We start from the raw sequence: 14,330 nt of genomic DNA, 5'->3' as shown, positions 1-14,330 counted from the left end.
GTGCACGAGCGCTGAGCACGACGGCCGGCGTCCGGCTCATCCCTCCGGCAGGCCCGCCAGGACCTTGTCCAGCGTGATCGGCAGGTCCCGCACCCGCACCCCCGTGGCGTGCCACACCGCGTTCGACACCGCCGCGGCCGTGCCGACGATGCCGATCTCCCCGATCCCCTTGGACCCCATCGCGTTGACGAACGGGTCGTGCTCGTCGATCCAGTGCGCCTGCACCTCGCCGACGTCGGCGTTGACGGCGATGTGGTACTCGGCCAGGTCGTGGTTGACGACGTGGCCGGTGCGGGGGTCGAGCAGGCCGTCCTCCTCCAGCGCCATCGACAGGCCCATCGTCATCCCCCCGACGAACTGCGAGCGGGCCGTGCGCGGATTGATGATCCGCCCGGCGGCGAACACCCCGAGCAGGCGCGGCACCCGGATCTCGCCGGTGTCGGCGTGCACGTGGGCCTCGGCGAACTGCGCGCCGTAGGCGTGCATCGCGTGGTCGGGGTCGGGCGGGCCGACCTCACCCTGCGCCTCGTCGCCGTTCTCGGGGCGATCGCCGAACTTCTCGCGGAACGTCCGGGCGGCGTCGACGACGGCCGAGCCCCACGTCGTCATCCCCGACGACCCGCCCGCGACCGAGGCCATCGGCAGGTCGGTGTCGCCGATCCGCACCTCGACGTCCGCGACGGGCACGCCGAGCGCGTCGGCGGCGATCTGCGGCAGCGTCGTCCACGTGCCCGTGCCGAGGTCGGCCGCGCCGATCTCGACGGCGAACCGGCCGCCCTCGCACCGGACCGTCGCGGTCGAGGCGGGCATCCGGTTCACCGGGTACGTCGACGCGGCCACACCGGTCCCGACCAGCCAGTCGCCGCTGCGGCGCACGCCCGGGCGCGGGTCGCGGTCGGCCCAGCCGAACCGCTGCGCGCCCTCGCGCAGGCACGCGACGAGGTTGCGGCTGGAGAAGGGCTTCCCCGATTCCGGCTCCACGTCGGGCTCGTTGCGGACCCGCAGGTCGATCGGATCGACACCGATCCGCTCGGCCAGCTCGTCGAGCGCCACCTCGGGCCCGAACATGCCCGGGCACTCGCCCGGGGCGCGCATCCAGGACGGCACCGGCACGTCGAGCGCAGCGAGGCGGTGGGTGGTGCGGCGGTTCGGGGCGGCGTACATCGTGCGCGTCGGCACCCCGGTCTGCTCCGCGAACTCCTTGATCCGCGCGGTCTGCTCGACGACGTCGATCGCGATCGCCGACAGGTGCCCCTCGCGGTCGGCGGCCAGGGTCATCCGCTGGATCGTCGGCGTGCGGTAGCCGGCGAGGGAGAACATCTGCTGGCGGGTCAGCGCGAACCGCACCGGGCGGCCGGGCACCGCGCGGGCGGCCAGCGCCGCCAGCACCACGTTGACGTGCGCGTTGCCCTTGGACCCGAAGCCGCCGCCGACGTAGGGGCACACCACCCGCACGCGCTCCTCGTCGAGCCCGAAGATCGGCGCGACGGTGGCGCGTACCGGGTGCACGCCCTGCGTGGAGTCCCACAGCGTGAGGTCGCGCCCGTCCCACAGCGCGACGGTGGCGTGCGGTTCGAGCGGGTTGTTGTGCTGCATCGCGGTCGTGTACGTCTGCTCGACGACCACCTCCGCGGCGGCGACGGCGGCGGCAACGTCGCCCTCGGCGGTGTCGGTCGGGAACGTCGGGTTCACCTGCTCGGGCGCGTAGAGGCCGGGGTGGTCGACGCGCAGCTCGGCGTCGTGCGGCTGCTCGTCGTAGGTCACCTCCACCGCGTCGGCGGCCTCGCGCGCGATCTCCGAGGTCTCGGCGACGACCGCCGCGACGACCTGCCCGCGGTAGCCGACCGCGTCGGACTGCAGGACGGCGAGCTCGGCGTCGTCGGTGGAGGCCATGCGCTCGGCGTCGGCGGGCGTCAGTACCGCGAGGACGCCGTCGAGCGCCTGCGCCGCGGTCGTGTCGACGGCGACGACCCGCCCACGCGCGATCGTCGACTGCACGGGGTGCAGGAACGCGGCGCGTTCGACCGGCGTCTCGTAGGCGTAGGTGGCGGTGCCGCGGACCTTCGCGGCGCCGTCGCGGCGGGGGAGGTCGCGGCCGATCTCGTGGGGTTCGAGCAGGGCGGTCATCAGGCGTCCTCCCGGGCCAGGTCGCGCAGGGTCGCGACGAGGGTGCGGCGCAGCAGCGGGATCTTGAAGCCGTTGCCGCCGTCGATCCCGTCCTGCGCGACGGCATCGGCGAGCTCGGCGTCGGCGGCCGCGCGGTAGCTGTCGTCCGCGGCCGTCGCGCCGCGCAGCGCCTCCTCGGCGCGGCGGGCGCGCCACGGCTTGTGGGCGACGCCGCCGAACGCGATCCGCGCGTCGCGGACCACGCCGTCGACCACCTCGACTGCTGCCGCCACGCTGACCAGCGCGAACGCGTACGACGCGCGGTCGCGGACCTTGCGGTACGCCGAGCGCCGCGCGATCGGCAGCCCGGGCACGTCGATCGCGGTGATCAGCTCGCCGTGCCCGAGCACCGTGTCGCGTTCGGGGGAGCCCCCGGGCAGCCGGTGCAGGTCGACGAAGGGGATCGTTCTCTCGCCGTCGACGCCGAGCACGCGCACCTCGGCGTCGAGCGCGGCCAGCGCGACGGCCATGTCCGACGGGTGCGTCGCGATGCAGCGGTCCGACGCGCCGAGCACGGCGTGGTTGCGGGTCGCGCCGCCGATCGCGGAGCACCCGCTGCCGGGGCTGCGCTTGTGGCACGGCGTGGTCACGTCCTGGAAGTAGACGCAGCGGGTGCGCTGCAGCGGGTTGCCGCCGACGGTCGCCATGTTGCGCAGCTGGCCGGTGGCCCCGGCGAGCAGCGCCTGCGACAGCACCGGGAACCGCTCGCGGACCCGCGGGTCGGCGGCGAGGTCGCTGTTGGGCACCGCCGCCCCGATCCGCAGCGCGCCGGCGCCGAGATCCTCGACGGCGTCGGAGGTCAGCCCGGTGACGTCGACGACGAGGCCGGGCTCGACGACGCCGAGCTTGAGGTGGTCCACGAGGTTGGTGCCGCCGCCGAGGAAGACCGCGGACGGGTCGGTCGCGACGGCGAGCACGGCGTCGGCGGCCGCGTCGGGGGCGCTGTAGGCGAAGGGCTTCACCGCGCCTCCCCGGCCGCCCGGTGTCCGGCTGCCTGCTGCACCGCCGGCACGATGTTCGCGTAGGCGCCGCAGCGGCAGAGGTTTCCGCTCATCCGCTCCGCCACCTCGTCGTGGTCGAGCTCGGGCTCGCCGCCGCCGGTGGCCGCGCTGGGCCAACCGCGCGCGTGCTCGTCGAGCATCCCGACGGCCGAGACGACCTGGCCGGGCGTGCAGTAGCCGCACTGGAACGCGTCGCAGTCGACGAACGCCCGCGCCACCGGGTGCAGCTCGCCCTCCGGCGCCAGCCCGTCGGCGGTGACGACCTCGCCGCCGTCCTGCGTCATCACCAGCGTCAGGCAGCTCAGGACGCGCCGCCCGCCCGACAGGACGGTGCAGGCGCCGCACTGGCCGTGGTCGCAGCCCTTCTTGGGACTCGTGACGCCCATGCGCTCGCGCAGCGCGTCGAGCAGGGTGGTCCTCGTGTCGACGGTCAGCCGGCGCGGCGTCCCGTCGACGATCAGGTCGATCGTGTGCTCCACAGCGGTGTCCCCCAGAGGTCTGTCGGTCGTCGCGCTGCGTACCCGGCACAGCCCGGCCTACTCGCCCGGAGCTGCTGCGCGCCGTGGTGCGCCGACGGCGCTGCGCGGAGCCCGCGGCGGGCCGGTGCATCCAGGAGCGGCCCCCGGGCGGTAGTCCCGGATGCACCCTTCCCACCGCCCATCCCAGAGGACACCCCATGCGCAGACTCACCCTCGCCGCCTGCGGCGTCGCCGCGGCCCTGGCGACGACCCTGGCCGTGGCCCCCGCCGCGTTCGCCCAGGACACCGGCACGGTCTACGTCGTCCACGGCATCCCGGACACGCCCGTGGACGTCTACGTCGACGGCGCCCGCGCCCTCGACGACTTCCAGCCCGGCACCAGCGCCGGCCCCGTGGACCTGCCCTCGGGCAGCCGCGAGGTCGCGATCTTCCCGGCCGACGCGGCCGACGGCTCCGGCGAGCCGCTGCTCTCCGCGACCGCCGACCTGCCCGCGGGCGGGAACGTCACGCTCGTGGCGCACCTGACCGAGGGCGGCGACCCGACCGTCACCCCGTTCGCCGACGACGTGTCCTCGGTGCCGGCCGGCCAGGCCCGCCTCGTCGTGCGGCACACCGCCGCCGCGCCCGCCGTGGACGTGCTCGCCGGCGGCTCGCCGGTCGTGTCCGGCCTGACCAACCCCAACCAGGAGGCGCTGGAGGTGCCCGCGGGCACCGTGTCGGCCTCCGTGGCCGCCGCCGGGACCACCGACCCCGTCATCGGCCCGGCCGACCTCGACCTCGCCGAGGGCACCGCGACGTTCGTGCACGCGATCGGCTCGCTGGAGGCCGGCAACCTCGACCTCGTCGTCGTCACCGTCGACGGGCTGCACAGCGCGCCGTCGGGCGTGCCGTCCGGTGCTCCCTCGGGCGCCCCGTACGAGCCCGGCGTCCCGGTGGGGCTGCTGCTGCTGGGTGCCGGTGGCCTGGCCGCCGTGACCGTGGGCGCCGCCCGCGTCGCGGCCGCACGGCGCTGATCGCGCGCGCGGTGGCCGCGGTGGCCCTGCTCGCCCTCGCGGGGTGCGCGGCCACGCCGTCCGCCCCCGCGGCGGCACCCGCCGCGGCCACCGCCCCGTCGCCCGCTCCCGCCGCCGCACCGTGGTCCACGTCGCCGGCGGAGCCCGGTGATCGTGTCGCGGCCCCGTCGCGGGTGCGGTTGGCTTCCCTCGACGTGGACGTCGAGGTGGTCGACGTCGGGGTGGACGACCGGGGCGAGATGGAGGTGCCGCAGGACGTGTCGACCGTCGGCTGGTACCGCTTCGGGCCCCGGCCGGGCGCCGCGGCGGGCTCCGCCGTGCTCTCCGGGCACGTCGACGACCGCGTGCAGGGCGAGGGCGCGTTCCACCGCCTGAGCGAGCTCATCCCCGGCGACCCCGTGGAGGTGGAGCTGGCCGACGGTGCGGTCGTCGCGTACGTCGTCGACCGCGTCCGGCGCATCGCCAAGGAGGAGCTGCCCGTCGACGAGCTCTTCGCCCGCGACGGCGCACCGGTGCTCACGCTGGTGACCTGCGGCGGCGACTTCGACCGCGAGGCCCGCTCGTACCGGGAGAACGTGGTCGTGACGGCGTCGCCCACCGGAGACGGCGCGGCATGACCGACGAGCCCGACCGGGCCCTGGCCAGGAGCTTCCTGGCCGGGGACCCGGTCGCGCTCCGCGCGCTGTGGGACGCCCACGGGCGGTCGGTCTACGGCTTCGCGCTGCGCTGCCTGCGCAGCCACCACGACGCCGAGGACGTCACCCAGCAGGTGTTCGTCCGTGCCTGGCGCAGCCGCGCCACCTACGATCCGGAGCGGGGGCGCGCCGGCGCCTGGCTGATGGGCATCGCCCGCCACCAGGTCGCCGACCGGCTCACGGCCCGCAATCGCGACAACGAGGTCATGGACCGGGCCGCCCGGGCCGGCGTGGACCTCGCCGGCTCCCACGGACGCCCGCGCGGGGTCCCCGACCACGTGGTGGAGGCGGTGGTGGTGGCCGACGGGCTGAACCGGTTGCCGCCCCAGCAGCGAACGGTGGTGCGACTGGCCTTCTTCGACGACCTGACGCACCAGCAGATCGCGACGCTGACGGGGCTGCCCCTCGGCACGGTCAAGAGCCACCTCCGGCGCGGGCTGGAGCGGTTGCGACGACGGTGGGAGGTCGACGGTGTGGCACCCCGATCCTGACCTGCTCACCCTCGCGGCCCTGCCCGCCGAGGCGCGGGACCCCGACGTCCAGCGCCACCTCGAGGGGTGCGCGCTGTGCCGCGGCCACGTGGAGTCGCTGCGCCGCACCGTCGACCTCGCGGTGGCGGGCGCCGCCGACGGCAGCGAGTACGGCGAGCCGCCCGACCGCGTGTGGGCAGCGATCACCGGCGAGCTGCACATCACGCCGGACGCCGCCGCCGCGTCCGCACCCGCTCCCGTGTCGCGGCCGTTCCTGCGCCGCGCCGCGGTGCCCGTCGCCGCCGCGCTCGTCGCGCTGGTGGCGGGGCTGGGCCTGGGCTGGGCGGTCGCGTCCGCCCCGCCGCGGACCGGCCCGCAGGCGGTGCTGGCGGCGGTCGACGCGGCCGAGCCCGGCGCCTCCGGCACGGCCGGGCTCGCCGAGGACCGCGGGCAGCGGGTGGTGGTCGTCCGCGTCGAGGGCGCCGTGCCGCCGCCCGGCACCGAGTACCTCGAGGCCTGGCTGATGGACACCTCCGGCGGGGGGCTGGTGTCCCTCGGGGCGCTGGCCCGCGACGGCGACGGCTACCGCGGGGAGTTCAGCGTGCCCGCGGACCTGCCGACCGCCCGGTTCGCGACGGTCGACGTCTCCGCCGAGCGGTGGGACGGCGACGAGCGGCACTCCCGGATCAGCCTGGTGCGCGGCGCGCTGACCTGAGCCGGACGCGTCCGGCGGGGGCTACGCGCCCGGGTCCTGCGCGTCGTCGGTGTCGACCCCATCTGCGTCGGCCCCATCTGCGTCGGCCCCATCTGCGTCGGCCCCATCTGCGTCGACCACGTCGGCGTCGACCACGTCGGCGTCGTCGTCCCGGCCCCCGGTCGACGCCCCGTCCGGGAGCCCGTCGGGCCGGTCTCCCGGCGGCGCGGTCATGGTGGGCTCGGCGTCCTGGTCGTGCTCGTCCTCGCGCGGTGTCGTCATGGCGGGGGCGTACCCGCCACGGGCCCGCCCAAGGGACCGTTCGCCGGCGGGAAGCGCTTGAGCGTCACCGACCCGAGCCGGTCGGCCAGCTCCTCGGGCACCTCCCACTCCGCCGGCGCGCCGGTGGGGGAGGCCTCGTGCGCCGCCGCGGCGGCGAGGACGGCGGCGGCGTCGCCCTCGCCGAGCCGGGTGAAGCGCACGCGCGCCCTGCCCGGCCCGTCGAGGGCGACCACGCCGTCCTCCGGGCAGCCGCCCAGGCACGGCACCCCGCGGACGGCGACGCCGGAGCCGGCCAGCGCCCGGAACAGGCGCCGGCCGAACTCGCCGCTCGCGCGGGTGTCGTAGCGCGGGCAGGTGCGGCAGACCAGCAGGGTCACCGCGGGGCCTACGCGCGCTGGACGACGAGCTGCTCGGTGCCCGTCGCCGGCATGTTGCCGGGGTCGGGCGCCGGCGCCTCGTCGGCCGCGCTCTCCTTGTGGAACCGCCCGTCCTTCATGACGTAGTGCAGCCGGTCGTGGTCCTGCAGCACCGTGATGTCGGCGAGCGGGTCACCGTCGACCAGGATCAGGTCGGCGAGGTACCCGGGCTGGACCTTGCCCAGCTCGTGGGGCCGCAGCATGATCTCGCCGCCGAGCGCGGTGGCCGACAGGATCGCCTCCATCGGCGTGAAGCCGAGCAGTTCGACGAAGTGCTCCAGGTCGCGGGCGTAGGTGCCGTGCGGGGTCCAGGCGAACCCGTAGTCGCCGCCGGGCAGCAGCTTGATCCCGCGCCGGTGCATCTCGCGCAGCCCCTTGACCGCCTGCTCCAGCTCCTTCTTGTAGCCGACGGCCTCGGCGGCCTCCTGCGGGAAGCCGAACGCCTCCGCTTCGTAGAGGGTGGCGACGAGCCAGTTCAGGCCGGGCGCGACGAACACCCAGTCCTTGGCCCCCTCGAGCATGTCCAGGCCCTCCTCGTCGACGAAAGAGGCGTGGTAGACGATGTCGACGCCGTGGCGGACGCACATCCGCACGCTCTCCGCGCTGCGGGCGTGCGCGCAGACCCGCTTGCCGCGCCGGTGGGCCTCGGTGACGGCGGCGGCGACCTCCTCGTCGGAGAAGTAGGTGTCCTCGGCGCGCTGGGTGCCGGTGATCTCCTCACCGGTCATCGACAGCTTGATCTGGTCGACACCGAGCTCGATCAGCTCCCGCACGGCCTTGCGCATGCCCTCGGGGCCGTCGGCGAACTTGGTGATCGACTTGATGAGGGCTCCGCCGGTGACCGCGATCTCCGGGCCGTTGGCGAGGTAGCGCGGGCCGGGGATGCGCCCGGCGTCGATGGCGTCGCGGCAGACGACGTCGAGGCGGTCCTTCGCCGACGCGGCGCCCAGGCACATCGTGTAGCCGGAGTCGATGTAGGTGCGCGCCGACTCGATGCAGAACAGCAGGTGCTCCTCGACGGGCATCGTGCCCAGGCCGTCGAGGTCGGCGCTGTTGTTCCAGGAGAAGTGGGTGTGGGCGTCGCACAGCCCGGACATGAGGGTGCGGCCGCGGCCCTCGATCACGCGGGCGCCCTCGGCCCGGGCGGGGTCGACGGTGCCGACGACGGCGATCCGGTCGTCCTCGACGAGGACGTCACCGGGGTAGGGGTCGGCTCCCGTGGAGTCGAGGATGGAGACGTTGCGGAACAGGGTCGTGCTCATCGGGGGTGACTCCTCGTCGGTGAGGGCGGGTCTACAGGAACTTGCGCAGGTGGTCGGTGACGGGCCCGGCGGCCTCAAGAGCCGTCCAGTGGCCGATCCCGGGCACGATCTCGACGGTCGCGCCGCCGTGGGCCGCGGCGAGGTCGTGCGAGACGGCCGGCGGACCGACCTTGTCCTCGTCGCCGGTGACCAGCAGCAGGGGCAGCGCCGGGTCGACCGGGCCGGGGTCGGTGGCGGCGGCGAGGGCCTCGCAGTTGCGGGCGTAGCCCTCGGGGTCCTGGCGCATCACCATCTCCCGGACGAACGCGGCGACCTCGGGCCGGTCGCGGCGCGTGGCCTCGGACAGGGCGTTGGCGACGACCCCGGGCGCGACGGCGGCCGTGCCCTTCTCTCGGAGCACCGCGGCGCGGTCGCGCTGGGCCTGCCGCCCCGCCTCGGCGGGCTCGGCGACGGCCCCGAGCAGTGCCAGCGCGGAGACCCGGCCCGGGTGGCGCGCGGCCAGCGCCCGGACCACCAGCGTGCCCATCGAGTGCCCGACCGCCGCGGCGGAGGCCACGTCCAGCGCGTCGAGGACGGCCGCGAGGTCGTCGGCGTGGCTCTCGATGCTGATCCCGTCGGCGAGCCCGGAGCGCCCGGCCCCGGCCGAGTCGACGCGGATCACGCGGTGGTCGGCGGCCAGAGCGTCGGCCTGGACCTGGTAGAAGTTCGAGGTGCCGCCGAGACCGTGGACGAAGAGGACCGCGGGGCCCTCCCCGTCGACCTCGACCGCGATGTCCGTGCCGTGGATGTTCATGCGTCTCCTCGTCGTGCGATGCGGTTGCGCTGGGTGCCGAGGCCGGTGATCGTCACCTCGACGACGTCGCCGTCCACCAGGAACCGCGGCGGGTCGAAGCCGATCCCGACCCCGGCCGGGGTGCCGGTGGCGATGACGTCACCGGGCTGCAGCGTGATGCCGGCCGAGATCACGGCGATCAGCTCGGGGATGTCGAAGATCAGGTCCTTGACGGGTGCCGACTGCCGCGGCTCGCCGTTGACGCGGCTCTCCACCACCAGCGCGGTGACGTCGACGACCTCGTCGGCGGTGACGGCGTAGGGGCCCATCGGGCAGTGGGTGTCGAGCGACTTGCCGATCAGCCACTGCTTGTGGCTGCGCTGCAGGTCGCGGGCCGTGACGTCGTCGACGATCGTGTAGCCCCACACGTGGCGGTGGGCGTCCTCGCGGGTGATGCCGCGCCCGCCGACGCCGATGATCACCCCGAGCTCGGCCTCGTAGTCGACCTCGGAGGTGACGCCGGGGTGCGGGTCGACGTCGTCGAACGGGCCGGTGACCGCCGTGGTGGCCTTGGAGAACACCACGGGGTGCTCGGGCATGTCCTCGGAGCGGTCCGGGCTGTCGTAGCCGGAGCGGCCGAACTCCACGACGTGGTCGCGGTAGTTCTTGCCGACGCAGAACACGTTGCGCCGCGGCTCGGGGATGGGCGCCCGCAGCACGACCGCGTCCAGCGGGTGCTCGGTCACGCCGGCCTCCCCACGGGCCGCGCGGCCCACGACGTCGGCGTAACCGGCCCACCCCTCGACGAGGTCGAGCACGCGCGTGCCGGCCGGCAGGACGGTGGACAGGTCGCGCACCACCTCCCGCTCGGCGTCGACCACGCCGGGTCGGTCGCCGTCCCCGGTCGAGAACGTCACCAGCTTCATGAGTTGAACCAATCTGAACCATTTGATACCAATGCGGACCGCGTGACCGTACGCCGCTCCTCCGGCCGTTGTCGAGTGGTGGTCCGCAACCGGTTTGATTGGTGTCGATTGGTCAGACGGGCTACGGTGTCGGCGTGCTGACCGTCGAGCAGTCCCTCCGCGCCCTCGTCCAGGACGGGGCGGCGGACGGGTCGCTGGGCCCCGGGGCGAAGCTGCCCACCGAGCGCGCCCTCGTCGAGCGCCTGGCCGCGCCGCGGAGCGCGATCCGCCGCGCGCTCGACGTGCTGGAGGAGGAGGGGCTGGTGGTGCGCCACGTCGGGCGCGGCACCTTCCTCACCGAGGTGGCCCACGCGCCGGCCGGCGACGCGCCCGCCGACACCAGCCCGGCCGAGATCATGCAGGTCCGGCTCGTCATCGAGCCGCCGGTGGCGGCCCTGGCCGCCCGGGTCGCCACCTCCGCCGACCTCGACCGCGTCGGCGCCTGCCTGGAGCGCGGCGGCGCCAGCGACGACTTCGAGGGCTTCGAGTCCTGGGACGCGCGCCTGCACCGCGCCATCGCCGAGGCCGCGCACAACGGCCTGCTGATGAACATGTTCGACGTCATGAACACCGCCCGCGCGCTGCCCGTGTGGGGCACGCTCAAGCGCCGCACCTCCACCCCCGAGCGGCGCCGCTGCTACCACGCCGAGCACACGACGATCGTCGAAGCGCTGCGCGACCGCGACGGCGACGCCGCCCACACGGCGATGCGCCGGCACCTGGAGAACGTCGCCGACAACCTGCTGGGGCGCCACTGACCCGCCCGGCGGGGCGGGTGCGTGCGTGGCGGGTGCGAACGGTCAGGGTGCGAACGGTCAGGGTGCGAACGGTCAGGGTGCGAACGGTCAGGGAACCGGCGACCACCGCGCCAGCACGACGGTGGCGTCGTCCTGGAGCACCCCGTCCTGGTGGCGCAGCACGGCCCGGACCAGCCGCCGGACGGTCTCCGGCGGCGGGGCGTCGGCCGCGGCCTCGCGCTCCAGGAACTCGACGAGCCGCTCCTCGCCGAAGAACTCGCCCGCGGCATCGCGCGCCTCGGTGATGCCGTCGGTGTGCAGGACCAGCCAGTCGCCGGGCTGCAGCACCTCCTCGCCGATGGTGAGCTCCCCGGTGCGCGCGGCGGGCGCGGACGCCGCGGCGCCCGCGATCCCGAACAGCGGGCGGCGACCGCCCTCGAGCGACCGGACGACCCGCCCGTCGCGCATCAGCATCGGCGGCGGGTGCCCGGCGGTGACGTAGCGCAGGCGCCCGGACGCCAGGTCGACCTCGGCGAGCACCCCGGTGACGAGCCGTGCGGTGCGGCCGAAGAGGTCGCCGACCGTCTCGTCGACCGCGGCGGCCTGGTGGTAGAGGCCCTCGCCGCCGCGGCGGGCGGCGCGGTAGGCCGACAGCGCCGCCCCGGCGACGAGCCCGGAGAACAGCGAGTGCCCGGTGGCGTCGAACACCGCGAGGTGGGCCGTGGTCTCGCTCAGCGCGTAGTCGAACGCGTCACCGCCGACCGCATAGGCCGGTTCGAGCAGCCCGGCCAGCACGAAGGTCTCCGTGCCCGCGGTGAGCGGCGGCAGCAGCTCCCACACCAGCTCCGCGGCCGCCGTGCGCCGCCTCCTGCGGCGCAGGGCGTCGAGCCCGTCGCCGTAGCGGGTGGTCGCGGTGGCGAGGTGGCCGAGCAGCGCGCTGAGCCAGCGGCACTGGTCGCGCAGGTGGGGGTCGTCGAGGTCGGCCGGGTCGTCCATCGCGACCTCGACGACGCCGAGGCGCTCGACCCCGTCGAGCAGCGGGAACCACATCCGTGGCCGGTCCGGCGAGGCCGAGGTCAGCACCTGCACGCGGGCGAACGCGCGCCCGGCGGCGCTGGAGTCGATCCCGAGCGGCTCCCGGCCGCCCGCCGCGGGGACCAGCGCCTCCTGGTCGTAGTCGACGAGGAACAGCGTCACCTCGACGCCCAGGGCCCGCCCGGCGGCCACCGCGACGGCCGGCAGCCGCTCGGGCGGCGCGCGGTGGCTGCCCTCCAGCGCCTCGACGAGCGCGGCGAGGGGACCCGAACGGGGCGGGGGCTCCCGCACGGCGAGGCGGTAGGGCACCCGCCGCCCGGAGAGCTCGTCGAGCCGCTCGTTGACGGCGTGGGCCAGCAGGTCGGTCTCCGCGGCGGGCAGGGACGAGCCCCCGTCGAGGTGCTCCTGCACCTCGGCCGGCCCCTCGAGGCCGCCGATCGCGAAGTAGCGGCGCCACAGCTGCTCGGCCGTGAGGTCCGAGCGGGCGAGGCCGACGGCGAGCAGCCGCCGCTGCTCCTCGGCGCCCGGGCGCCGCCTGCGGTCGTCCCCGCTCACGACGGGCCGCTCACGACGGGCCGCTCACGACGGGCCGCTCACGACGGGCCGCTCACGACGCGCCGCTCACGCCGGCCGTTCACGACGGGTCGGGCGGGCGGCGGCGGCGGGATCCCGGGCGGACCAGGTCGACGGCGACGTCGTGCAGCGTCCGGCCCTCGTGGCGGCCCGCGGCGATGAGGACGGCCAGGGCGCGGTCGCCGTCGACGTCACGGCGTTCCATCACCACGCCCCGGGCTGTGTTGATCACGTCGCGGCTGCGCAGGGCCGAGCGCAGCCCCTCGCTGAGTCGGCCCGCCGCCTGCGCCGACCCGGCGTGGGCCAGGACGATCGCCGCCTGCGCGCCCAGCAGCGCGAGCACGCGGGCGGACCGCTCCTCGAAGGCGCCGCGCACCGCCGAGTAGACCTTGAGGGCGCCCAGCGCCCGGTCGCCGGCCACCAGGGGGGCGCTCATCGCCGACCGCAGGCCGAGTGCGGCCGCGTCCCGCGCCCACCGGGGCCACCGGTGCTCGGCGCCGAGGTCGTCGACGCGGACCAGGAGCCGGTCGGCGCACGCCGTCAGGCAGGGCCCCTCGCCGAGGGAGTACTGCAGGTCGTCGGCGCGCAGGACCACCTCGTCGGAGGCCCCGCTGCTGCTCGGTGCGCCGCCCTCGTCGACGAGGGTGAGCCCGGCTCCCGCGCAGCCCGGGACGGTCTCGGCCGCCACCGAGGTGACGAGGCCGATGGCGGTGCCGACCGTCTCCGGCGACAGCAGCAGGCCCGACGTGCGGGCGTGCAGCGACGACAGCTCGTCGGCCGGGGGCAGGTTGTGGGGCACGTCGGCGGATACCCGCTGCGCCGCGGTCGACGCCGGACCGGCGGCGGGGGTTGCACCACCCCGATGCCGGGTACCGGGAGGGCCATCGGGCCTCTGCGAGGGAGCGGGCCGGTGCGAGGGACGGGAGCGGGAGTGTTCGTCGAGGGGTCTGTCGGGACGTCACCGTGCGGCTGGTAGCGCATACCGGTCCCGGTGGCGTGCGGGTGGAGCTGCGCGGCACCGTCGCCGCGGACGGGGACGGGGAGCTCAGCATCGTCCTGGCCGTCCTGCTGCAGGAGCACGGGTGCGTCGTGGCCGACCTCGGGCGCCTCGGCGGCGTCGGCCCCGACACCGTCACGGGGCTCGTCCTGGTCCTGGTCGACGCCGTCGACGCGGGGGGTGGGTGGCCGGCGGCGCGGCTGGTCGTGAGCTGCCCGGACGCGGAGCTGCGCGCGACCCTGGCCGCGACGCCCGCGCTCACCGGGATCGTCCTGGCGGCGACCATCGAGCAGGCCCGGATCCGGTGCGGCGAGCGTCCGCACCGGCTCTCGGCGCAGTGGACGGTCGACGACGGGCCGTCGTCGCTGGCGCGCGCCCGCCACGTCGTGGCCGCCCGCGCCCGGGAGTGGTCGGACGGCGGTCGCGGCTGGGACGTCGACGACGTCGTGATGGTGGCCAACGAGCTCCTCACCAACGCCCTGGAGCACGCCCGGTCCCGCGCGGTCCTGCGCCTGACGCTCGACGGGGACGTCCTGGAGGTGGCGGTGCGGGACTCCTCGCCCCGCCCGCCCGACCTGCGGGCCCACGACGTCCGCGCGCCCCGGGGCCGCGGGCTGCAGGTGGTGCAGGCGCTGTCGGACCGGTGGGGGTGGACGCCGCACGACGACGGCAAGGTGGTGTGGGCTCGCCCGAGCGGCGCGCGGACGGCCTAGACGAGTAAGTCCTAACGGCGTGGCACCCACGAAGGTGGACGGAGGGTGTTGAAGGTCAGT

Annotated in this window: 16 protein-coding genes; 6 read left to right on the top strand and 10 right to left on the bottom strand. The window is 75.7% G+C overall.

Annotation, left to right across the window (positions count from 1 at the left end; genetic code table 11):
- Positions 1–36: 36 nt before the first annotated feature.
- Genes I4I82_RS04655 through I4I82_RS04645 form a run of 3 tightly spaced genes read right to left on the bottom strand, consistent with a single transcriptional unit; the run spans position 37 to position 3,646 of the window.
- Positions 37–2,127, bottom strand: coding sequence for a xanthine dehydrogenase family protein molybdopterin-binding subunit (locus I4I82_RS04655; protein WP_218595278.1), 2,091 nt, complete (start codon positions 2,125–2,127; stop codon positions 37–39).
- Entirely contained in the window at positions 2,127–3,128 is a 1,002-nt protein-coding gene (locus I4I82_RS04650; RefSeq protein ID WP_218595277.1) for an FAD binding domain-containing protein, read from the bottom strand. The genes I4I82_RS04655 and I4I82_RS04650 overlap by 1 nt, the downstream gene beginning before the upstream one ends.
- Complete coding sequence (locus I4I82_RS04645; protein WP_218589902.1) at positions 3,125–3,646, bottom strand: (2Fe-2S)-binding protein; 522 nt, start codon at positions 3,644–3,646, stop codon at positions 3,125–3,127. The genes I4I82_RS04650 and I4I82_RS04645 overlap by 4 nt, the downstream gene beginning before the upstream one ends.
- 197 nt (positions 3,647–3,843) lie before the next feature.
- On the opposite strand from I4I82_RS04645, the gene I4I82_RS04640 reads away from it, so the two are divergent.
- From I4I82_RS04640 to I4I82_RS04625, 4 genes are read left to right on the top strand one after another with little or no spacing between them, the layout of a single operon-like run.
- On the top strand, positions 3,844–4,659 hold the full coding sequence (locus I4I82_RS04640; RefSeq protein WP_218589903.1) for a DUF4397 domain-containing protein: 816 nt from the start codon (positions 3,844–3,846) through the stop codon (positions 4,657–4,659).
- A gap of 20 nt (positions 4,660–4,679) precedes the next feature.
- Complete coding sequence (locus I4I82_RS04635) at positions 4,680–5,276, top strand: class F sortase (RefSeq protein ID WP_218589904.1); 597 nt, start codon at positions 4,680–4,682, stop codon at positions 5,274–5,276.
- Positions 5,273–5,845, top strand: coding sequence for an RNA polymerase sigma factor (locus I4I82_RS04630; protein ID WP_218595276.1), 573 nt, complete (start codon positions 5,273–5,275; stop codon positions 5,843–5,845). Before I4I82_RS04635 ends, I4I82_RS04630 begins: the two co-directional genes overlap by 4 nt.
- Positions 5,826–6,539, top strand: a complete 714-nt coding sequence (locus I4I82_RS04625; RefSeq protein ID WP_218595275.1) for an anti-sigma factor — start codon at positions 5,826–5,828, stop codon at positions 6,537–6,539. Before I4I82_RS04630 ends, I4I82_RS04625 begins: the two co-directional genes overlap by 20 nt.
- A gap of 21 nt (positions 6,540–6,560) precedes the next feature.
- On the opposite strand, the gene I4I82_RS04620 is transcribed toward I4I82_RS04625, so the two are convergent.
- The 5 genes from I4I82_RS04620 to I4I82_RS04600 are packed head-to-tail and all read right to left on the bottom strand — an operon-like array spanning position 6,561 to position 10,176.
- On the bottom strand, positions 6,561–6,800 hold the full coding sequence (locus I4I82_RS04620) for a hypothetical protein (protein WP_218595274.1): 240 nt from the start codon (positions 6,798–6,800) through the stop codon (positions 6,561–6,563).
- On the bottom strand, positions 6,797–7,177 hold the full coding sequence (locus I4I82_RS04615; RefSeq protein WP_218589907.1) for a DUF1636 family protein: 381 nt from the start codon (positions 7,175–7,177) through the stop codon (positions 6,797–6,799). Before I4I82_RS04615 ends, I4I82_RS04620 begins: the two co-directional genes overlap by 4 nt.
- A gap of 8 nt (positions 7,178–7,185) precedes the next feature.
- Entirely contained in the window at positions 7,186–8,478 is a 1,293-nt protein-coding gene (locus tag I4I82_RS04610; RefSeq protein ID WP_218595273.1) for a metal-dependent hydrolase family protein, read from the bottom strand.
- Between the two features lie 31 nt (positions 8,479–8,509).
- Positions 8,510–9,271, bottom strand: a complete 762-nt coding sequence (locus I4I82_RS04605; RefSeq protein WP_218589909.1) for an alpha/beta fold hydrolase — start codon at positions 9,269–9,271, stop codon at positions 8,510–8,512.
- Entirely contained in the window at positions 9,268–10,176 is a 909-nt protein-coding gene (locus I4I82_RS04600) for a fumarylacetoacetate hydrolase family protein (RefSeq protein WP_218589910.1), read from the bottom strand. Before I4I82_RS04600 ends, I4I82_RS04605 begins: the two co-directional genes overlap by 4 nt.
- A gap of 134 nt (positions 10,177–10,310) precedes the next feature.
- On the opposite strand from I4I82_RS04600, the gene I4I82_RS04595 reads away from it, so the two are divergent.
- Entirely contained in the window at positions 10,311–10,973 is a 663-nt protein-coding gene (locus I4I82_RS04595) for a FadR/GntR family transcriptional regulator (protein WP_218589911.1), read from the top strand.
- 87 nt (positions 10,974–11,060) lie between these two features.
- On the opposite strand, the gene I4I82_RS04590 is transcribed toward I4I82_RS04595, so the two are convergent.
- Together I4I82_RS04590 and I4I82_RS04585 are read right to left on the bottom strand one after the other, a co-directional pair.
- Positions 11,061–12,542, bottom strand: a complete 1,482-nt coding sequence (locus I4I82_RS04590; RefSeq protein ID WP_218595272.1) for a PP2C family protein-serine/threonine phosphatase — start codon at positions 12,540–12,542, stop codon at positions 11,061–11,063.
- Between the two features lie 79 nt (positions 12,543–12,621).
- Complete coding sequence (locus I4I82_RS04585) at positions 12,622–13,359, bottom strand: GAF and ANTAR domain-containing protein (RefSeq protein ID WP_218595271.1); 738 nt, start codon at positions 13,357–13,359, stop codon at positions 12,622–12,624.
- A gap of 164 nt (positions 13,360–13,523) precedes the next feature.
- Between I4I82_RS04585 and I4I82_RS04580 the strand changes: the two genes are divergently transcribed.
- Positions 13,524–14,270, top strand: a complete 747-nt coding sequence (locus tag I4I82_RS04580; protein WP_218595270.1) for an ATP-binding protein — start codon at positions 13,524–13,526, stop codon at positions 14,268–14,270.
- The last annotated feature ends 60 nt before the right edge of the window (positions 14,271–14,330 follow it).

This window comes from Pseudonocardia oceani, assembly GCF_019263585.2.
Classification (GTDB): domain Bacteria; phylum Actinomycetota; class Actinomycetes; order Mycobacteriales; family Pseudonocardiaceae; genus Pseudonocardia; species Pseudonocardia oceani.
Note: the sequence above shows the minus strand (reverse complement) of the source record. Positions and strands in the feature narration are given on the sequence as shown.

Coding starts and splice junctions, on each gene's coding strand:
- I4I82_RS04655 (WP_218595278.1), bottom strand. CDS start 2,127: ATGACCGCCCTGCTCGAACCCCACGAGATCGGCCGCGACCTCCCCCGC.
- I4I82_RS04640 (WP_218589903.1), top strand. CDS start 3,844: ATGCGCAGACTCACCCTCGCCGCCTGCGGCGTCGCCGCGGCCCTGGCG.
- I4I82_RS04630 (WP_218595276.1), top strand. CDS start 5,273: ATGACCGACGAGCCCGACCGGGCCCTGGCCAGGAGCTTCCTGGCCGGG.
- I4I82_RS04620 (WP_218595274.1), bottom strand. CDS start 6,800: ATGACGACACCGCGCGAGGACGAGCACGACCAGGACGCCGAGCCCACC.
- I4I82_RS04610 (WP_218595273.1), bottom strand. CDS start 8,478: ATGAGCACGACCCTGTTCCGCAACGTCTCCATCCTCGACTCCACGGGA.
- I4I82_RS04605 (WP_218589909.1), bottom strand. CDS start 9,271: ATGAACATCCACGGCACGGACATCGCGGTCGAGGTCGACGGGGAGGGC.
- I4I82_RS04600 (WP_218589910.1), bottom strand. CDS start 10,176: ATGAAGCTGGTGACGTTCTCGACCGGGGACGGCGACCGACCCGGCGTG.